Raw genomic sequence first — 19,919 nt, forward strand, 5'->3', positions numbered from 1 at the left:
GCAACGCCCCCTTTCTGTTCGGTCAGACCTGGCAGACGCGGGCCCGAATCGGTCAGACCCGACGGATCCGGCCCGAGTCGGAGCAGTCGTACCCGCCCAGCGACTCCACGGCCGCGAGGAACTCGGGATCGCGCAGCAGGCTCAGCACCGCCTGAACGCCCGGGTGCTCCTCCAGTTCGGCCGGAATGCAGAGCTCGTACTCCTCCCAGGCCACGGGTACGAAGTCCAGATCCAGCGCCTGCGCGGCGGAGCGGATGCCCAGCCCCGCGTCGGCGTCGCCCGCCTTCACGGCGGCGGCCACATTCAGGTGCGTGAACAGCTCCCAGCGGTAGCCCTGCACCTGCGCCGGCGAGATGCCCTCCTGCTTCAGGTGGTAGTCCAGCAGGAGCCGGGTGCCGGCCCCGCGCTGCCGGTTGACGAAGCGCACATCGGGCCGGGCCAGGTCGCGGAACGACGTGATCCCCTTCGGGTTGCCCTTGGGCACGATGAAGCCCTGCTCCCGCCGGGCCAGCAGCACCAGGAGCGCCGACTTGCCCAGATACTTGTGTACGTATGAGGTATTGTAGTCGCCAGTCGCCTCATCCAGCAGGTGGACGCCGGCCATGTGCGCCTCGCCGCGCCTGAGGGCCAGCAGTCCGCCCTGGGAGCCGACATGGGCGCTGGAGAGGTAGTATCCGCCCTTGCGCCGCAGATAAGAGCCCATCAGATCCAGCGAGGTGTCGTGGGAGCCAATGGTCACCACCGTCTCCTGGATGTCGCTGAACGGCCGCAGCAGCTCCACCGTCACCTCGGTGCCCTCGCCGATGCCCTCGCGGTCGGCGGGGACCGTCAGCAGCCCGTCGGCCCGCACCAGCGAGGTGATCACCGCGGCCCCGCGGCTGATCGGCGTGGCTACCAGCCGGTCGCCCACCCGGCCCAGCTTCACCCGCACGTACTCCTCCACCCCCATGGGCGAGGTGATCCGGCGGGCGAGCGACGCCTGCACGGTCTCACGCTGGGGCACGGGCTGGCCCAGGGCCCGGTAGACCAGCGGCTTGACGAAGAGGTCCGCCGTCAGCCAGGTGGAGACCGGGTACCCGGGCAGTCCGACGAAAGGCTTGCCGTCAATGAGGCCCAGCATGACGGGCTTGCCTGGCCGGATGGCGACGCCGTGGGCGAGCACCTGCCCCAGCTCCTTCAGCACGTGAACGGTATAGTCCTCGCTGCCGGCGGAGGAACCGGCGTTGACGATGACGATGTCGGACTGGGCGACGGCCTCCTGCACCGCCCGGCGGATCAGGTCGTAGTCGTCGCGCACGATCGGGCTCCGCCGCGGCCGGCCGCCCCACTCCCGCACCATGGAGAGGATGACCCGGGAGTTGAACTCGATGATCTCGCCCAGAGCCGGATCAGGGGTGGGCTCCACGATCTCCGAGCCCGTCGGAATGAACGTGACCACGGGCTTCCGCACAACGGGCACCTCCAGGATGCCCGCCGCCAGCAGGGCCCCGAGGTCCTGCGGGCGGATGACGTGCCCCTCGGGCAGCAGGATCTCCGTGGCCACCACATCCTCGCCGATCTGGCGCACGTCCTGCCACGGGGCCACCGGCGCCAGGATCTCGCAGCGGGCGCCGCTGTGGTGGCCGTCGTCCAGCAGGTTCACGTGCTCCACCATGATCACCGCGTCGCACCCGGGCGGCAGCGGGTCGCCGGTGTCGACCCAGAAGGCCTGCTCGCCGATGGTCAGCACCCGCGGCGAGGTCTCCGTGGCGCCGAAGGTGTCGCTGGCCTTCACGGCCACGCCGTCGACGGCCGAGGCGTTGTAGTGGGGGGCCGAGATGCGGGCCCGCACAGGTTCGAAGGTGATGCGGCCCAGGGCCTCGTCGGTGGGGATGACCTCCCGCTGCGGCCTCCATCCGGCCTGGTCGAGCGCCTGGAGCAGCCGGTTCAGCGCCTCATCGCGGGGCAGCGATTCCAGGTAGATCTTGCGCGTGCTCATGCCAGGACCTCCACTTCCACCATGTCGCCCGCCAGCAGCCCCTCTCGGGCTGAAGGGATGATCACGATGCCGTCGGCCCGCACCAGGGTCGAGATCAGACCGGACTTGCCGTGCACCGGCTCTGCCCGGACTTCGCCGTCCTGCCGGAAGAGCCGCACCCGCACGACGTCGGTGCGCCCGGCGGTCGACGCGATGTTCTTGGTAAGCCTCGCCCGCACCGTCGGTCGGAACTCCGGCTCGGGCGTGAGCCCCTGCATCTGCCGGAGCAGCGGGGCGACGAACAGGCCGTAGACCACCTGGGCCGACACGGGGTGGCCGGGCAGTCCGACAACCGGCACGCCGTCGGCCACCGCCAGGATGGTGGGCTTTCCGGGCTTCAGCTTCACGCCGTGCACCAGCACGCCGGGGCTGCCCAGCCGTTCGATGAGCTCGGACGTGAGGTCCCGGGTGCCGACGCTGGACCCGCCGGAGATCAAGATCAAATCGTAGGTCATGCCCTGCTGCAGCAGCGAGAGGATCTGCCGCTCATCGTCGCCGGCAATGCCCAGATATGTAGGCTCGCCGCCGTCCCGCAGCACCAGGGCTTGGAGGGCCTGGCCGTTGGACTCGCGGATCTGGCCCGGCGCCGGGGACGCTTCCGGCGGCACGAGCTCGTCGCCCGTGGAGATGATGGCGACCCGCGGCCGCCGCACCACCTCCACCTCCCGCACGCCGGCGTGCGCAAGCAGGGCCGCCTCCTGCGCCCGGATCAGCCGTCCCGCCGGCAGCAGCGGCTCGCCGGCGAGGCAGTCCTCGCCCCGCTGCATTACGTTCTCGCCGGGCGAGACGGGGCGGAGCGCCGCGATCTCATCCGGCGCCGACTGCTCGGTGTGCTCGACCATGATGACGGCATCGGCCCTCTCGGGCAGGGCGCCGCCGGTGGAGATCTTCTGCGCCTCGCCGGGATTCAGCGGCACCGACGGGACCTGGCCCATGGGAATCTCGGCGGTGACGGTGAGGTAGGCCGGCAGCCCCTCGGACGCGCCGAAAGTGTCGGCCGATGCAACGGCGTACCCGTCCACCGTGCTGCGGGGAAAGGGCGGCAGATCCTCAGGCGAGAGCACCGGTGCGGCGGTGATGCGCCCCAGGGCCGCCTCCCGGGCCACTCGCTCTGCGGCCATGCGGCGTGTGACCGCTTCCAGGAACTCAGCTCGGGCCTCCTCCACAGACTTCAGCGCAAAAAAATCCATATACTCACCCGCTTCGCCGATATCTGCCTAGAGCGAAAAAGCTATCTTCCCGAAGGAAGATAGCAGAACGACGCGGGCACAGCCCGCAGTTCCGCCCCTTTCCAACGGGAGGCCGCCGGGTTTCCCCGACAACCCTTGCCCGGCAGCGCCGGGACCGGTCAGGCGACCATTCAGGTGCAGGTCGCAAGACTCGGGACGCCGTCATGCAGTTGCTGGATCCATTATACGGCCTACCACAGGGACAGAGCAAGCAAACTCCGTCCCATTTCGACATATGCTTGGTTGACCGAGGACAAACCTGAGTTTTCTGCACGCGGCGGGACCTCGTGTTACCGGGCCGCGGGCGGTGCTGTCTGCGAACCCCGCGGGGGTGGAACGGCGGCGGAGGCCCGGCGGAGAGCGGCGGAGAGAGGAGTGGTCCAGATGGCGACTGGGCGCGGCGCACAGATCTTCCGCGTGGCCACCACGTATATCGGCACGGTCGTGGGCGCGGGTTTTGCGTCGGGCCAGGAGACCCTGCGCTTCTTCGCCGCGTACGGCCCGGCGGGGCTGGCCGGCATTGTTCTTTCCACGGTGCTCTTCTGCGCGCTCGGCATCATCGCGATGAACCTGGGCACGAGGCTGCGGGCCGAGACCCACCGGGAAATCCTCCATCACGTCCTGGGCGTGCCCCTCGGCCGCGTCATGGACGGCGCCATCACCCTCTTCCTCGGCATCACCCTCACCGTGATGGTCGCCGGGGGCGGCGCCATCTTCGCCCAGCAGTTCGCGGCGCCGTTCTCGCTGGGCACCCTGTTCACCGCGGTGGTGGCCGGCGCGACCATCCTCGCCGGCATGCGCGGGGTCATGGCCGCCAACACCGTCGTGGTGCCGCTGCTCACCATCGCCGTCCTGGGGCTCGTCGGCGCCTCGCTGCAGCACCACGGCTTCGGCGCGGCCCTGAGCTCCCTGGCCCCGGATTCGGCCCTGGCCCCTGTGCGCTCCTGGTGGATGTCAGCCCTGCTTTACGTCAGCTACAACCTGGTGCTCTCGCTTTCGGTGCTGGGCCCGCTGGGGGCGGAGGTGAACGATCGCGCCACGCTCATGTGGGGCGGCCTCCTGGGCGGGCTTGCGCTCGGCCTCATGGCGGCGGGGATGACGCTGGCGATCAGCGCGCACCTGCCCGAGGCCGCCGTGGAGATCCCCATGCTCTACCTGACCCGCTTCCACGGCCGCTTCGTGCAGTGGTTCTACGCGCTGGTCCTCTGGGCCGAGATCTACACAACGGCCGTGGCCTGCGCGTACGGCTTCGCCGGACGGCTGGGCCAGGTCTGGCGGTACCGGGAGGCCGTCGTCGCCAGCATCTGCCTCGCGCTGGTGGGCAGCAGCTTCGGGTTCAGCCAGCTGCTGGCCCTGTTCTATCCGCTGTTCGGCCTCGTGGCCCTGGTGGTGCTGGCCGGGCTGGTGCGGGAGCCGATCCGGGGTACGCCGCGGGGGTAATACCCGGGGCAGTTCTCGCGCTCCGCCCGACGACTTCGCACGACCCGGCAGCGGGCCTCTGCGCACCTCCACCACCCCGCAGCGGGCCCCCTGAGCCCCTCAACCACCCCGCATCGGGCCCCGCGCGCCGCTGAACTCCGGCCGATTTCCACTTCGCCACCCGGGCCGAGTCGAAATCCGCCGCACTTCACGCCCGGCACCCCATTCCTTCGCACCTCCGCCACCCCGCAGCTGACCCCGGCGCCGCTCAACTACGGCCGATTTCCACTTCGCTCCCGGGCCAAGTCGAAATCCGCCGCACTTCACGCACGGCACCCCACTCCTTCGCACCTCAACCACCCCGCAGCTGACCCCGGCGCCGCTCAACTACGGCCGATTTCCACTTCGCTCCCGGGCCAAGTCGAAATCCGCCGCACTTCACGCCCGACACCCCATTCCTTCGCACCTCCGCCACCCCGCAGCTGACCCCGGCGCCGCTCAACTACGGCCGATTTCCACTTCGCTCCCGGGCCAAGTCGAAATCCGCCGCACTTCACGCCCGGCACCCCATTCCTTCGCACCTCCGCCACCCCGCAGCTGACCCCGGCGCCGCTGAACTCCGGCCGATTTCCACTTCGCTCCCGGGCCAAGTCGAAATCCGCCGCACTTCACGCACGGCACCCCACTCCTTCGCACCTCAACCACCCCGCAGCTGACCCCTGCGCCGCTCAACTACGGCCGATTTCCACTTCGCTCCCGGGCCAAGTCGAAATCCGCCGCACTTCACGCCCGGCACCCCACTCCTTCGCACCTCAACCACCCCGCAGCTGACCCCTGCGCCGCTCAACTACGGCCGATTTCCACTTCGCTCCCGGGCCAAGTCGAAATCCGCCGCACTCCGCGGCCTGCGTGCGCTCCCCAAGCGCCACAAGCCGACCCTCAACTCCCCAGCCCGGCGTGGTCGTGCCTCGTGAACATCGCAATCCCAACGCCGGTTAGGAAGGAATTCCCATTCTTTCCTAGAATTCTCTACCTGGTGAGCAGTATGAAACCGGTCGAATTCAGCGTGCCTGATGCGCTCTGGAAAGACAGGGCGATTACCGAGACGGCCAAGACCCTCTGGTGTTTCCTGCGTGCCTTTCAGCCGGAATCAACGTTTACTCTGGGCAAGCTTCACAAGCTGACTGGCCTCTCCCACCACACATTGCACAACTCGTTCCGCCAACTTCAGCAAAACGGCTGGATTGCGTACCGCAGGCTGGGGCTGCGGACGGTCTGGTGCCAGGTAAGAACCGACGACGGCCTGCGGCTGCCATCTGACATCCTGCTGCAGCCACTGCCGCGTCCTGCGAAATGGGTCTGGGCTGTGCTTCGCACGCTGGACAGGCCTGTCACATATCGGGAGCTGCAGGCGCTTACCGGGTACGGCCCGGATGCCGTTCGCGAGTCCATACGAAGGCTGCTGGATGCGGACTGGTTAATCATGGAGGGAACTGCAAGCCGCCCGGTCATCCTCAGGGCCGTCAATCCCGTCGAGGCCCGGCGCCAGGCCGAAATCAGACAGTGGGAACAGCAACTGGCCGAGGGACTCAGGAGCGGCCTCTCACGGGGCCAGTGCATCCTGTATCTCATGGTCCGGATGGCCCTGCCCGATGCCAAGATCCTCGTGAATGCCAGGTTGCCCGCACTCACCAACCCGCTGACCGACGCAGAGTTGGAGATCGACATCTACCTGCCCGATTATCGGCTGGGGCTCGAGTTCAACGGGCCCCAGCACTACACACCGACCGAGTGGTTCTCGGAAGAGGAGCAGTTCCGGTCACAGCGGGCCCGTGATCTGATGAAGCTGGGACTCTGCCAGGAGAAGGACATCGACCTGCTCGTGGTGACGGTGGCGGACCTGTGGCCCAGTCGGATCTGGCGGAAGCTCGCCGAAAAAACCCCCGTTCGAGAGATTCCCGATGAGGAGTGGCATCTGGTTCGGTGGCTGTACAAGCAGGCGCGCCGGTACCGGGAGGCCGTGAATCGTGAACATGGCGCAGTATGGTGATGCCAGTCAGAGGATCGCAAAACCGGGCGGCACCCCAGGCGGCGCCGTCCTCCGACTCCTATCTCCGTCCGCCGACGGCCTCCCCCTCGCGGCGCTCCCGTCAAGCGCCTCCTACACCTGTCGCCCCGCCGACCGCCCCGACTCGTACTCCTCAGTCTGCAGCCTGCGACTCGGGCCGCCTGGGCCAGATGAAGTACGAGACGGAAATCAGCAGATCGATGATCACGGACAGCGTCCAGATCCCCAGAACCCGCACCAACGCCTGGGTGCGGTCAAAGTCGCCTACCAGGTAGATGAGCAGCGCCAGGTAGCCGCCGCCGAGGAGATACGCCAGCAGGTAGAGCATGCTGCCGCCGAAGTTGTAACGGGCGTGCTCGCGGCCGTACAGCTGACGGGGACGGGGGCCCCGCTTCAGGACGTAGTACCGGAACCGCTCATCGGCCCAGCGGATGAGGCGCTTGCCGAACGTAACCGATACGGCGAGGTAGACCGCGGCGACGCCGTGCGCAAGGGTCGCCGTCGCGCCGCTCACCAGCACATCTCGCGTGGTGACCACCAGCAGGACGAGGTCCAGGACGGGGGTCATGGCCAGCAGCGCCAGGCCCAGGCGCGGACGATTCAGCAGGTAGCGAGCGGCCAGGCCCGCGACCACAAAGAGCCAGAAACCAATCTCAACACCGATGATGAGATAGGCAATGGGACTCAACGGCTTGCCTCCTTTTTCGCACAAGTGTATTGCCAAACGGGAGTCTACCACGGCCCGGTGGTTTTTGCAATACACTTGTGCTATAATACGGCCATGCCAAAGATTGTCGATCATGAGGAGCAGCGGAAGCACATTGCGGAGGCGATGTGGCGGGTCATCCTGCGAGACGGCATGGAAGGGGCGACAGTGCGCAGAGTCGCCGCGGAGGCGGGCATGTCGGCCGGCGCCCTGCGGCACTACTTCAAACGCCAGGATGACCTGCTGGTCTACGCCATGCGTCTCGTGAACGAGCGGGTGGAACAGCGCATCATGGGGCTCGTCCGGGAGAGCCTCCCGCCGGTCGAAAAGGCGGTCCGGCTGCTGCTGGAGGTCATTCCCCTGGATGAGGAACGCCGGGCGGAGATGGACGTCTGGTTCTCCTTCATGGAGCACGTCCGCCACCGCCCGGATCTGGAAGGAGTCCCCGAGAACCGGCTCCATTTCTTCATCTCGCAGGTCGTTGCCTACCTCCACCACGAAGGGCTGCTGCAGGAGGGGCTGGACCTGCAGCTGGAGGCCGAGCGGCTCTACGCCCTCATCGACGGCCTGGCCGTCCACGCGCTCCTGGAGTCTGAGCGCCTCGGGCCGGAGACGGTGGAGCGGGTCGTGCGCACCTCCGTGGAGCGGCTGTGCCGCCACGCCCAGTAGAGCGCATCGCGCTACGACGGAACGGCCTCCCAGGTTGAAACCCACAACAAAGACGGCCGCCCCCGCCGCGCTCGTCGCGGCAGGGGCGGCCCCGTCGTATTCATGTTACCGCTTCATCGGCGTGGCGTTCCCGTTCTGATCGTAGATGTAGAACCCGCGCCCGCTCTTGCGGCCCAGGTAGCCCGCCTGCACCATCTGCACCAGGAGCGGGCAGGGCCGGTACTTGGGATCCTTGAAGCCCTCGTAGAGCACGTTCAGAATGGACAGGCAGGTGTCCAGCCCGATGAAGTCCGCCAGGGTGAGGGGGCCCATCGGGTGGTTCATGCCCAGCTTCATCACCGTGTCGACCTCTTCGACCCCGGCGATGCCCTCGTAAACGCAGAACATGGCCTCGTTCAGCATGGGCAGCAGGACCCGGTTGGAGACGAAACCCGGGAAGTCGTTGACCTCCACCGGCGTCTTGCCCATGGCCACGGCCAGGTCACGGATCGTCGCGAACGTCTCATCCGACGTCGCGATGCCCCGGATGACCTCCACCAGCTTCATGACCGGCACCGGGTTCATGAAGTGCATGCCGATGAAACGGTCCGGCCGGCGGGTCACCGCTGCCAGCTGTGTGATGGGCAGGCTGGAGGTGTTGGAGGCGAAGAGGGTGGCCTCCGGGCAGATCTCGTCCAGCTCCTTGAAGAGCGCCAGCTTGGCGTCCAGATTCTCCACGATCGCCTCGATCACCAGGTCGCATTCGGCGGCGGGCCTCAGCTCCGTGGTGCCGGTGATGCGGCCCAGAATGGCCGCCTTCTCGTCCTCGGTGCGCCGGCCCTTCGCCACGTCGCGCGCCAGGTTCTTCTCGATCACCCCGAGGCCCCGGTCGACGAAGCGCTGCTCGATGTCCCGCAGCCAGACCTGCAGCCCCGCCTGCGCCGCCACCTGGGCGATGCCCGAGCCCATCTGGCCTGCGCCCACCACCATGACCCGCTGGATCATCGGCATTCCCTCCTGGCAAGCTCGTCAGACTCCTCTAGTCCACCCGAATCAGGGTCGCCTCGCCCTGGCCGCCGCCGGAGCAGATGGCCGCCAGGCCGTAGCCGCCGCCCCGCCGGCGCAGCTCGTAGACCAGGTGCATCAGGATGCGGCCGCCGCTGGCCCCGATGGGATGCCCCAGGGCGATGGCACCGCCGTTGACGTTGACGATCTCGGGGTCGACCTCCAGCAGCCGGGTCGAGACCAGGGTCACCGCGGCGAACGCCTCGTTGATCTCCACCAGGTGCAGGTCCTTCGCGGTGAGGCCGGCCCGCTTCAGCGCCATCTGCCCGGCACGGGCCGGCACAGTGTGCAGGGTGTGGGGCTCATCCGAGTACTGCCCCTGCGCCACGATGGTGGCCAGGACCTCCAGCCCCAGGGCCTCGGCCTTCTCCCGCGACATGACCACCAGCGCCGAGGCGCCGTCGGAGAGGCCGGGGGCGTTGCCGGCGGTAATGGGACCGTCGGGCTCGAAAGCCGGCCGCAGGGCCGCCAGCTTCTCCAGCGAGGTGTCCCGCCGGATGGGCTCGTCCTCCAGCACCACCGTCTCGCCCTTCTTCTGCGGGATCACCACCTGCACGACCTCCTCCGCGAAGAAGCCCCGGTCCCAGGCGGACGCCGCCCGCATGTGGCTGCGGTAGGCCCACGCATCCTGCTCCTCGCGGGAAATGCCGTACTCGCGCGCGCCGCGCCCGCCGTACGTGCCCATGTGCACGTCGCCGAAGGCGCACCACAGGCCGTCGTGGATGACGCCGTCGATCAGCCGGCCGTGGCCCATCCGGTAGCCCCGGCGCACCTCGGGCAGCATGTACGGCGCGTTGCTCATCGACTCCATGCCGCCCGCCACCACGACCTGGGCGTCGCCGGCCCGGATCAACGTGTCGGCCAGGTTTACCGCCCAGAGGCTCGATGCGCAGACCTTGTTCACCGTCGCCGACACGACCCCGAACGGCAGCCCGGCCTTGTGCGCGGCCTGCCGAGAGGGAATCTGCCCCGCGCCGGCCTGCACCACCTGGCCCATCAACACCTGGTCCACCTCTTCCGGCTGCTCCAGCAGCTCCGCCCGGCGCACGGCCTCACGTATGGCCACGGCGCCCAGGTCGGTCGCCGACAGTTCCCGCAAGGCCCCCTGAAACGCGCCGAACGGCGTGCGAGCGGCGCTTACGATGACGGCTTCCCGGCCCATCCGCGCTCCTCCCTCTCGATTTGCAATGGTGTAATTCTTCTTACGGCCATCATTATAGCAGATGAGGACCCAGAACGGATGCGCAAACAGAAAAAAGCCCCTGCACATGCAGGGGCTCAGACGCGCCGCGGCACTCGCTTCCGGGGGCCGGGCGTATACTTCCGGTGTCCAGGCGTTTCCTTCGGGGGTCCGGGCGGCGTCTGCGCCCGCGGCTCCGCCGCCGGCAGCCGGCTGACGGAGAGCAGCAGGCCGGCGCCGATCATCAGCGCCAGCAGCGAGGAGCCCCCCGAGGAGAGGAAGGGCAGCGGGATGCCGGTGTTGGGCAGGGTGCCGGTGACCACGCCCAGGTTAAGCACCGCCTGGCCGGCCACCCAGGTGGTCACACCCCCGGCCAGGAGCATGCTGTAGCGGTCGCGGGCCCGCAGGGCGATGGAGAATCCGCGCCACGTGAAGAGCAGGAAGAGCAGGATGACGAAGATGCCGCCGGCCAGGCCCAGCTCTTCCACGATGACGGCGAAGATGAAGTCGGTCTCCGCCTCGGGCAGCCGGTTGCCCAGCTTCTGCAGCGACTCGCCCAGGCCCACGCCCCACAGCCCGCCACGTGCCATCGCCGTCCACGACTGGATGACCTGGTGGCCGATGGTGTCCTGGTAGGCCCAGGGGTTGCGCCAGGAGAGCAGCCGCTCCATCTGGTGCTCCTTGCGCGTGGCGAGGTAGAATCCGGCGCTGACTGCCCCGAAGCCCAGCAGGCCGACCCCGAACCAGTGGGCGCGCGCCAGCCAGAGCATGCAGATCGCAATGCCGCCGATGACGGCGGCCGTGCCCAGGTCGGGCTCTTTGTAGATGAGGTACGCCAAGCCGCCTACCACGCCCAGGTAGACGGCCCAGTGGTCAAGGCGCAGGCGCCTTCCGTTGCGTTCCAGAAAGCTGGCGGCGAACAGGATGAACGCCAGCTTGGCGAACTCAGACGGCTGTATGCTGGCTGGCCCCACGTCGAGCCAGCGGGTAGCCCCCAGCCGGCTGATGGCCAGGGGGTTGCCCGGTATCAGCAGCGAGAGCAGCGCCGCGGCGGCCGCAAGCAGGATCAACGGCGTCAGCCTGCGCCACCACGAAAGGGGTATCACCATGCCGGCAAGCAGGCCCGCCAGGCCCACGCCGAACTGCACGGACAGCTCCCGCACCACCTCGGCGGGAGTGCCCTCGTGAACGGTGGCGCTGTAGATCATCACCATGCCCAGGCTGACGAGACCGATCAGGGCGACGATCAGCAGGCCGTCGGGCAGACCCGGGGCAGGCGGCCGCTCAGCAGGCGCAGGCGGGCGCCGGGCAGAGGGAACCGTTCGTGCCACCAGCCTCCCCCCTCTTCCTTACACAAATTAGGCGGGGAGCCGCCATTCCCTGCCGCGTTCGCCCAGCTCACCGCCCAACATCGGCACCCTTTCGCTCACGGCCCACCGCCCACTGCCACTCTCACCGCTCACAACCCACAGCTCACCGCCCACACCCCACAGCCTACCGCCACTCTCACTTCTCACAGCCATTGTCCACGCGCCGGATGTCGGCCCCCAGCGCGGACAGCTTCTCCTCCATGCGCGTGTAGCCCCGGTCGATGTAGCGCACCCCTGAGACCTCGGTGACTCCCTCGGCCGCCAGGGCCGCGGTGACCAGCGCGGCGCCGCCCCGGATGTCCCGGGCCTCCACCGGCGCGCCGGTGTACCGCGGAACGCCGCGGATGATGCCGGTGTTCCGGTCCACCTTGATCTTGGCGCCCATGCGGATCAGCTCGTTGGTAAAGCCGAACCGGTTCTCGAAGATCGTCTCTTGCACCACCGAGATGCCGTCGGCCAGGCCCATCAGCGCGACCCAGGGCGACTGCAGGTCGGTGGGGAAGCCCGGGTAGACCTGCGTCTCCACATCCACCGCCCGAATGGGGCGCGCCTTCACGCGGATGGTGTCGCCGTGCTCCTCCACCTCCTGTCCGGCCTCCACCAGCTTGGCGATGACCGTGCCCAGGTGCTCGGGAATCACGTTCTCCAGCACGACCTCGCCGCCGGCGGCGGCGGTCATCAGCATGTACGTGCCGGCCTCGATGCGGTCGGGGATGATCTCGTGACGCGCCCCGCAGAGCCGGTCGACCCCCTCGATGCGCACCGTGTTGGTGCCGGCGCCCCGCACCCGGCCGCCCATGGCGTTGATGAAATTGGCCAGGTCCACGATCTCGGGCTCGCAGGCCGCATTCTCCAGCACCGTGACGCCCGGCGTCAGCGCGGCGGTGATGATCATGTTCACCGTCGTGCCCACGCTGGCCCGGTCCACGTAAAAGCGGCCCCCGCGCAGGTTCACCTTCTGGCTCACCATCGCGCCGTGCTCCACCACCACGTCGGCCCCGAGCGCCCTGAAGCCTTTCAGGTGAAAGTCCACCGGGCGGGCCCCGATCTCGCACCCTCCGGGGCAGGCGACCTCGCCCCTGCCCAGGCGCGCGAGCAGGAGCCCCATCACGTAGGTGGAGCCCCTGAGCCGGCGGGCCAGGTGGTATGGCGCCACGTGGTTCTCCAGGTGCTGAGCCTGGATGCGCAGGGTGGTCTCGGCGACCCGCTCCACGCGGCACCCCAGCGCTTCCAGTATCTTACAGAGATGTTGTATGTCAGAGTTATCAGGTACGTTCTCAAGGATGGATTCGCCCTCGGCTGCCAGTGCGGCAGCTGTCACGATGGGCAGGGCGCTGTTCTTGGCACCGCCGATGGTGACGGTGCCGGAGAGCCGGTTGCCGCCGCGGACGACGAACTTCGCTGCCAATATCGGTCTCCCCTCATACTTCGCGCGTTGCAATCTAGTATGCGCTGATTGAGCACTCAGCCGGTCATACGTAGTCACTTTAACAGAAAGCCGAACCCTCGTCCATAAAGGCGGCGAAAATGCCAACGAAAGGGCCCGGGCGGCGCTGCCCGGGCCTCGGCTTTCCTTTGTGACTTCCTTGCGGTCTTTCTTTATGAAACTATGAGACGCTGTAGTTGGGCGCCTCCTTGGTGATCATCACGTCGTGCGGGTGGCTCTCCCGCAGCCCCGCGGCGGTGATGCGGCGGAACTTGCCGTTCTTCCGCAGGTCCTCGATGGTCGGCGTGCCGCAGTAGCCCATGCCGGCCCGCAGGCCGCCCACCAGCTGGAACACCATCTCCGCCAGCGGCCCCCGGTAGGGCACCCGGCCCTCGATGCCTTCCGGCACCAGCTTGGGCGCACCCTGCTGGAAGTACCGGTCGCCGGAGCCGTGCTTCATGGCGCCGAGGGAGCCCATCCCGCGGTAGACCTTGAAGGAGCGGCCCTGGTAGATCTCCATCTCGCCGGGGGACTCGTCGGTGCCGGCGAACAGCGAGCCGATCATCACCGCCGAGGCGCCGGCTGCGATGGCCTTGGTGATGTCGCCCGAGTACTTGATGCCGCCGTCGGCGATGATGGGCACGCCCAGCTCATCGGCGGCTCTGGCCGACTCGTAGATGGCCGTCACCTGCGGAACGCCGATGCCGGCCACCACCCGGGTGGTGCAGATGGACCCCGGCCCGATGCCGACCTTGACGGCGTCGGCCCCCGCCTCGATCAGATCGCGGGTGCCCTCATAGGTGGCCACATTGCCCGCGATTACCTCAACGCCCGGGAAGTTCGCCTTCACCTTCCGCAGCGCTTCCATGATGCCCGCCGAGTGGCCGTGTGCCGAGTCGAGCACCAGCACGTCCACGCCCGCGTCCACCAGGGCGCCGGCCCGCTCCAGCAGGTCGTCGGACACGCCAATGGCCGCGCCGCAGAGCAGCCGGCCGCGCTCGTCCTTCGCGGAGTTGGGGTACTTCTTGGCCTTCTCGATGTCCTTGATGGTGATGAGCCCCTTCAGCACCCCGTGGTCGTCCACCAGCGGCAGCTTCTCCACCTTGGCGTGCCGCAGGATCTCCTTGGCCTGCTCCAGGGTGGTGCCCACCGGCGCGGTGATCAGGTTCTCCCTGGTCATCACGTTGGCGACGGGCTGGTCCCAGTTGTCCTCGAAGCGCAGGTCGCGGTTGGTGAGGATGCCCACCAGCTTGTGCGTGCCCCGCTCCACAACCGGCGTGCCGGAGATGCGGTAGCGGGCCATGAGCTGCAGGGCCACGTCGATCATGTCGTCCGGGTGGACGAAGACCGGGTCGACAATGATGCCGTGTTCGGAGCGCTTGACCTTGTCGACCTCCTCGGCCTGCTGCTCGATGGACATCGACTTGTGTACGATGCCGATGCCGCCCTCCCGGGCCATCGCAATCGCCATGCGAGCTTCCGTCACCGTGTCCATCGCTGCCGACAACAGGGGGATGTTGAGCCGTATCTTGCGAGTAAGCCGGGTTGAGACGTCGACGTCGCGCGGGAGCACCTCGGAGCGCCCCGGAACCAGCAGCACGTCATCGAAAGTCAAAGCCTCCGGCCCGAACTTGGCGTTCATGATCTGACCTCCGACTGAGCCTCTTGCTCGGAATTTGAAGCATTATACCATAGCGCATAACCCGCGGCAACCGCCGATCGGAGGAGGTTGGAGGTATTGGCCGCTCCGTCACCGAAGCATAGGGGCAAACAACCGCAGCGAAGGTGGACGGAGATGATCTACACAGGCGAACCCACGGAACTGGACCGCATCCCCACCATGGAGGCCCTGGCCGAAACCGTGCGCAGCTGCAACCGCTGCGGCCTCAGGGCGGGCTGCACGCAGGTCGTCTTCGGCGAGGGCGTGTGGCCCTCTGCCCTGATGTGCATCGGCGAGGGGCCGGGCTTCGACGAGGACCGGCTCGGCCGTCCCTTCGTCGGCAGGGCCGGCCAGCTCCTCGACCGCATCCTCGAAGTCTCCGGCTTCGACCGGAAGCGGAACTGCTACATCGCCAACGTGGTGAAGTGCCGGCCGCCGGGCAACCGGGCGCCGGATCCCGCCGAGCGCCAGGCCTGCTGGCCCAACCTGCGGGCGCAGATCCGGCTGGTGCAGCCCAAGATCATCGTTCTCCTGGGCGCCACGGCGCTGCAGGGGCTGATCGACCCGCAGGGGCGCATCACCCGCATGCGCGGGCAGTGGATCGAGCGGGAGGGCATCCACTTCATGCCCACTTACCACCCGGCCGCCCTCCTCAGGGATCCCTCGAAGAAGCGGGACGTGTGGAACGACATGAAACAGGTCATCGCCCGCTACCGGGAGCTGGTGGACCCGAATCACTACTCGCCGTACGCGTAGGCACCCGCGCCTTCAGGGCCGTCGCCAGCTCGCGGGCAACCTTCCAGATGTCGCCGGCGCCCATGGTGAGCACCGTATCGCCGGGGCGGACCTCCTCCTGCAGGAACCGCAGGATCTCCCGGTGGTCGGAGAGCACCGTCACCGGGCGCCCGGTGTTGGCCTCGATGCGGGCGGCCAGGGCCTCGGCCGAGACGCCGGGGATCGGCCGCTCGCCCGGCGGGCTGTAGATGCGGGTGAGCACCAGGACGTCGGCGTCCTGAAAGGCCGTGGCAAACTGGTCCATCAGCCAGTGGGTGCGGGAGTACCGCTGGGGCTGGAAGACCGCCACCACCCGGCCCCCGCCGTGCTCCCGGGCAGCGGCCAGCGTGGCGCGGATCTCGGTGGGGTGGTGGGCGTAGTCGTCCACCACCCGAATGCCGTCCACGTCCGCCCACACCTCGTAGCGGCGCCTGGCGTTGCCGAAGCCGAGCAGGCTCTCCCGCATCTGGGCGAAGGAGAGGCCGGCGTACGTCCCGGCCACCAGCGCGCCCAGTGAGTTCAGGGCGTTGTGCCGCCCCGGGACCGGCAGCCGCACCTCGCCCAGGGGCTGGCCGTCCCGGTAGCAGTCGTAGGCGACGCCCTTCTCCCACGGGCGGATGTTCTGCGCGCGCCAGTCGGCCTCCGGGCCGGTTCCGTAGAAGACCACCTGCGCCGCCCCGGGCTGCGCCCTGAGCTCCCGCCCCATGCTGAGGAGCGTCGGGTCATCGGCGCAGAGCGCTGCGAGGCCGCCGGGCTGCACCTGGCGCAGAAACTGGCGGAAGCCCTCCTTGATGCGCTCGAACGACCCTTCCCAGAACTCCAGGTGCTCCGGCTCCACGTTGGTCACCACCGCCACCCGCGGGTGGTAGCGCAGGAAGGAGCGGTCCGATTCGTCGGCCTCAGCCACGACCCAGGGCCCGCGGCCGGCCTTGCCGGTGCCGCCGATGGCCTCCATCTCGCCGCCCAGCAGGATGGTGGGGTCGAGGCCGCCCTTCTCCAGCAGGAAGGCCACCATCGACGAGGTGGTGGTCTTGCCGTGCGTCCCCGCCACCGCGATGGACTGCCCGTTGACGAACTGGGCCAGCAGCTCCGAGCGGTGCAGCACCCGGAGTCCCCGGGCCCGGGCGGCCGCCAATTCGGGATTGTCTTCGGGAACCTGTGTCGAGTAGACGACGACGTCCGCCCCCTCAATGTAGGCGGCGTCGTGGGCGCCGATGTGGATCTCCACCCCCGCCTCCGCCAGCCACCGCGTGCGGTCAGAGGCGGCCACGTCGGAGCCTGAAACCTGCGTTCCGCGTTGCTTCAGCACCATGGCCAGCGCGCTCATGCCGTAGCCGCCGACTCCGATGAAATGCACCTTCCGGGCCTCTAGCACCCAGGCTTCCCCCTCGTGGGACGACGTTTTCTACAGGTGATGCGCCTTCTCCGCCTGCACCGCAGGTGGGCGGGCGATGAACCGTTTGAAGACCCACGGCGCCGCGAGCGTCGCGGTGAGCGCCACCAGCCAGTACCGCACCATGTCGCCGACGCCGCTGTCGGGCAGCACCAGCTTCATGCCCTCCTTCACCGCCAGCACCAGGACCAGCCCGACGGCGATCTTCAGGAGGTGCTGAATCGGCGTGCCGGCGCGCGGGTCGAACCGCACCCACTCCTCCTCCACGGCCGAACCCAGGAGCAGGCCGCCGTACGCGCCGACGATGACCCAGGCGATCGCGTCTACGGGACCGAACAGCGCCAGGATGCCGAGCGCCGCGCCGGGCAGCAGGAAGGAAAGGAGGACCCGGAGGGCGAGCCCCTGCCGCTCGCCGGTCCAGAACGCCCGGCTGCGCACCAGGAGATAGAGGACGACCAGGCCGATCGCCCAGCCGCCGATGACGTCAAGCGGCCAGTGGACGCCGATGTAGAGCCGTGAGAATCCGATCAGGAAGACGAGGACCACGACGAACCAGGTGAACCAGCGCCGCTGCAGGTGGTGGGCAATGGCCCCCCAGAAGACCAGGGGCGTCTGCGAGTGGCCGCTGGGAAAGGCGTAGCCGCCTCCCGTCTCGGCCAGGATCACCCGCACCTGGCTCGGGTCGGGGCGAGGTGTGCGGAAGACTTCCTTCAACACGCCATTCGACCAGAATCCGATGACGAACACCGAGAACATGTAACGACCGAAACGTTTATCATAGAGCCAGTAAATGAGTGGAAGGATCAGGATGTAGACTGTTTCGTGGTGCAGGTTGGTGATGAACCCGAAGATCCGATCCAACAGCGGGGACTGGATGGTCTGAATCGCCTGCAGGATCTCCACGCCCGACATGTCACCCACCCTTTCACCTGTCCTGTCATTCTATGGGATCGCGAAAGCCGCGATTACTCCGCCGCGCGCAGTACCCTGGCGGGGACGCCGCCCGCCATCGCCCCCGGGGGGATATCCCGGTTCACCAGGCTCATGGCGGAGACGGTCGCGCCGTCGCCGATGTGCACCCCGGGCAGGATGGTGGAGTTGGCCCCCACCAGCACGTCGCGCCCGATGTGCACCGGGCCGGTGTAGGCCTCCTTCACGCGGAAATCGTGGCAGAGGATCACCGAGTTGTAGCCGATGACGCTGTTGTCGTCGATGCGGATGAGGTGCGGGTAGAAGATATCAAACACCACGGCCAGGCCGATGGAAACGTTGCGGCCGATCTTCGCCCCCGTGAGCCGGTAGAGCCAGCACTTCAGCGCGAGCGAAGGGGTGTACTTGGCGAGGTAGATGCAGACGAAGTTCCAGACCACCCGCAGGGGGTTCACATGCCGGTACCAGTACTGGAGCGGATTGTGCGGTCCGTAGTCGGGCAGGCGGGTCAGCCGGCGCTGCACGGCGGCATCACCCCCCGAGTCCGAGCCCCAGGCCGGGCACGGCGTTCAGGTCAAGATCGTGGCGCACTCCGGCGCGCCACAGGTGGTACCCGGCGGCGGCGATCATGGCGGCGTTGTCGGTGCAGAGCACAGGCGGCGGATAGCCCAGGGCGATGCCGTGGGGCTCCAGGGCCGCGCGCATCTCCTGCCGCAGCGCGCCGTTGGCGGCCACGCCGCCGGCCAGGATGACCTGCCGCACGCCCTTCTCCTGCGCCGCCTTCACCGTCCGCTCCACCAGGACTGATGTCACCGCCCGCTGGAACGACGCGGCCAGGTCGGCCCGCTGCTGGTCGTTCAGGGGGCCCGTCCGCTGGACGTACTGCAGCACCGCCGTCTTCAGCCCGGAGAAGGAGAAGTCGTACGGCCCCTCCGTCTGGGCCCGGGGCAGCGGCACCGCCTCCGGATCGCCGGACCGGGCCAGCCGCTCCACCTGCGGGCCGCCGGGGTAGCCCAGCCCCACGGAGCGGGCCACCTTGTCGAAGGCCTCGCCGGCCGCATCGTCGAGAGTCCGGCCCAGCAGCTCCATCCGGCCATGGCCGGCCATGTAAATGAGGTCGGTGTGGCCGCCCGAGACCACCAGGCAGACCAGCGGAAACTCGGGCTCGGGCTCCGCCAGAAAGTTCGCGTAGATGTGCCCCTGCAGGTGGTTGACGCCGATCAGGGGCTTGTCCAGCCCGAAGGCCAGCGCCTTGGCCGCCGACAGCCCCACGAGCAGCGTGCCCACCAGGCCGGGGCCGTAGGTGACGGCGATGGCGTCGATCTGCTGGAGCGTGACGCCGGCGGTCTGCAGCGCCTCACGGATGACGGGCAGGATCAGCTCCAGATGCCTGCGCGAGGCAATCTCCGGAACGACGCCTCCGTACTTCTCAAAGAGGTCCACCTGGCTCGCGATCGTGTTCGACAGCACCCGGCGCCCGCCCGCGACCACCGCCGCGGCCGTCTCGTCGCATGACGACTCAACGCCCAGAATAAGCCCCTCCGACACCCATTTCACCTCCCAGGGCCCTCGGCCCTGCCTGCCGGCTTCGATGGCTGTGTGCCGGCCTCGATGGCCGCGCGCGCCAGCTCGTCACAGCGGTTGTTCTCCACATTGTCGGCGTGCCCCTTCACCTTCATCCACTCCACCCGGTGGGGTCGGGCCGCCTCCAGCAACTCCTGCCAGAGGTCCTGGTTCTCCACCGGCTGCTTCTTGCTGTTCACCCAGCCGTTCCGCTGCCAGTTCTCCAGCCAGTTCTGCCGGAAGGCGTTGACCAGGTAGGCGCTGTCGGAGTAGAGCGTGACCTTGCACGGGTACTTCAGGGCCCGCAGGGCCTCGATCGCCGCCTGGATTTCCATGCGGTTGTTGGTGGTGTGGGGGTGGAAACCCGACAGCTCTTTGCGGTGCGGCCCGGCGATCAGCACCGCGCCCCAGCCCCCCGGGCCCGGGTTGCCGGAACAGGCGCCGTCGGTGTAGATGATCACTTCCCGCACG

At 68.3% G+C, this 19,919-nt stretch carries 17 protein-coding genes and 1 riboswitch; of the genes, 4 read left to right on the plus strand and 13 right to left on the minus strand.

The features are described from left to right. Window positions 1–52: 52 nt before the first annotated feature. Window positions 53–1,978: a molybdopterin biosynthesis protein gene (locus tag ACZ45O_RS11730; protein WP_464853169.1), complete on the minus strand. Its 1,926-nt coding sequence runs from the start codon at window positions 1,976–1,978 to the stop codon at window positions 53–55. Further along, window positions 1,975–3,207, minus strand: a complete 1,233-nt coding sequence (locus ACZ45O_RS11735; protein ID WP_464853170.1) for a molybdopterin molybdotransferase MoeA — start codon at window positions 3,205–3,207, stop codon at window positions 1,975–1,977. Before ACZ45O_RS11735 ends, ACZ45O_RS11730 begins: the two co-directional genes overlap by 4 nt. Window positions 3,208–3,285: 78 nt before the next feature. Then, window positions 3,286–3,415, minus strand: a riboswitch (molybdenum cofactor riboswitch). A gap of 215 nt (window positions 3,416–3,630) precedes the next feature. Here ACZ45O_RS11735 and ACZ45O_RS11740 point away from each other — a divergent pair. Both ACZ45O_RS11740 and ACZ45O_RS11745 read left to right on the plus strand, forming a co-directional pair. Next, entirely contained in the window at window positions 3,631–4,686 is a 1,056-nt protein-coding gene (locus ACZ45O_RS11740; RefSeq protein WP_464853171.1) for a YkvI family membrane protein, read from the plus strand. A 949-nt stretch (window positions 4,687–5,635) separates the two neighbouring features. Continuing rightward, window positions 5,636–6,715, plus strand: coding sequence for a PDDEXK family nuclease (locus ACZ45O_RS11745; RefSeq protein ID WP_464853172.1), 1,080 nt, complete (start codon window positions 5,636–5,638; stop codon window positions 6,713–6,715). A 151-nt stretch (window positions 6,716–6,866) separates the two neighbouring features. Here the strand turns inward: ACZ45O_RS11745 and ACZ45O_RS11750 are convergent, their stop codons facing one another. After that, the gene (locus ACZ45O_RS11750; RefSeq protein ID WP_464853173.1) at window positions 6,867–7,421 is read right to left on the minus strand and encodes a hypothetical protein; all 555 of its coding nucleotides are present in this window, start codon (window positions 7,419–7,421) and stop codon (window positions 6,867–6,869) included. Between the two features lie 93 nt (window positions 7,422–7,514). Between ACZ45O_RS11750 and ACZ45O_RS11755 the strand changes: the two genes are divergently transcribed. Continuing rightward, window positions 7,515–8,108, plus strand: a complete 594-nt coding sequence (locus ACZ45O_RS11755; protein ID WP_464853175.1) for a TetR/AcrR family transcriptional regulator — start codon at window positions 7,515–7,517, stop codon at window positions 8,106–8,108. A gap of 105 nt (window positions 8,109–8,213) precedes the next feature. On the opposite strand, the gene ACZ45O_RS11760 is transcribed toward ACZ45O_RS11755, so the two are convergent. The 5 genes from ACZ45O_RS11760 to guaB form a co-directional block, all read right to left on the minus strand. Continuing rightward, the gene (locus tag ACZ45O_RS11760) at window positions 8,214–9,092 is read right to left on the minus strand and encodes a 3-hydroxybutyryl-CoA dehydrogenase (protein WP_464853176.1); all 879 of its coding nucleotides are present in this window, start codon (window positions 9,090–9,092) and stop codon (window positions 8,214–8,216) included. 34 nt (window positions 9,093–9,126) lie between these two features. Beyond that, on the minus strand, window positions 9,127–10,314 hold the full coding sequence (locus ACZ45O_RS11765; RefSeq protein WP_464853177.1) for an acetyl-CoA C-acetyltransferase: 1,188 nt from the start codon (window positions 10,312–10,314) through the stop codon (window positions 9,127–9,129). Between the two features lie 116 nt (window positions 10,315–10,430). Further along, on the minus strand, window positions 10,431–11,663 hold the full coding sequence (locus ACZ45O_RS11770; protein ID WP_464853179.1) for an FtsW/RodA/SpoVE family cell cycle protein: 1,233 nt from the start codon (window positions 11,661–11,663) through the stop codon (window positions 10,431–10,433). 175 nt (window positions 11,664–11,838) lie between these two features. Continuing rightward, complete coding sequence (gene murA, locus ACZ45O_RS11775) at window positions 11,839–13,110, minus strand: UDP-N-acetylglucosamine 1-carboxyvinyltransferase (protein ID WP_464853180.1); 1,272 nt, start codon at window positions 13,108–13,110, stop codon at window positions 11,839–11,841. Window positions 13,111–13,309: 199 nt separating this feature from the next. Continuing rightward, the gene (gene guaB / locus ACZ45O_RS11780; RefSeq protein WP_464853182.1) at window positions 13,310–14,770 is read right to left on the minus strand and encodes an IMP dehydrogenase; all 1,461 of its coding nucleotides are present in this window, start codon (window positions 14,768–14,770) and stop codon (window positions 13,310–13,312) included. A gap of 153 nt (window positions 14,771–14,923) precedes the next feature. Here guaB and ACZ45O_RS11785 point away from each other — a divergent pair, with 153 nt between their 5' ends. Beyond that, window positions 14,924–15,544, plus strand: a complete 621-nt coding sequence (locus ACZ45O_RS11785; protein WP_464853184.1) for a uracil-DNA glycosylase — start codon at window positions 14,924–14,926, stop codon at window positions 15,542–15,544. Here ACZ45O_RS11785 and murC read toward each other — a convergent pair. Genes murC through rnhA form a run of 5 tightly spaced genes read right to left on the minus strand, consistent with a single transcriptional unit; the run spans window position 15,489 to window position 19,918 of the window. Beyond that, entirely contained in the window at window positions 15,489–16,937 is a 1,449-nt protein-coding gene (gene murC, locus ACZ45O_RS11790) for a UDP-N-acetylmuramate--L-alanine ligase (RefSeq protein ID WP_464853186.1), read from the minus strand. The genes ACZ45O_RS11785 and murC overlap by 56 nt on opposite strands. Before the next feature lie 30 nt (window positions 16,938–16,967). Beyond that, complete coding sequence (locus tag ACZ45O_RS11795; RefSeq protein WP_464857733.1) at window positions 16,968–17,867, minus strand: phosphatase PAP2 family protein; 900 nt, start codon at window positions 17,865–17,867, stop codon at window positions 16,968–16,970. 53 nt (window positions 17,868–17,920) lie between these two features. Beyond that, entirely contained in the window at window positions 17,921–18,409 is a 489-nt protein-coding gene (locus tag ACZ45O_RS11800) for an acyltransferase (protein WP_464853187.1), read from the minus strand. 7 nt (window positions 18,410–18,416) lie between these two features. Continuing rightward, window positions 18,417–19,442 (minus strand): tRNA (adenosine(37)-N6)-threonylcarbamoyltransferase complex transferase subunit TsaD, encoded by a 1,026-nt coding sequence (tsaD, locus tag ACZ45O_RS11805; protein WP_464853189.1) that lies wholly within the window; start codon window positions 19,440–19,442, stop codon window positions 18,417–18,419. Next, window positions 19,439–19,918 carry a ribonuclease HI gene (gene rnhA, locus ACZ45O_RS11810; protein WP_464853190.1) on the minus strand — a complete coding sequence of 160 codons (480 nt, stop codon included), beginning with the start codon at window positions 19,916–19,918 and terminating at the stop codon, window positions 19,439–19,441. Before rnhA ends, tsaD begins: the two co-directional genes overlap by 4 nt. Window position 19,919: the final 1 nt, after the last annotated feature.

Source organism: Symbiobacterium turbinis, from assembly GCF_055383075.1.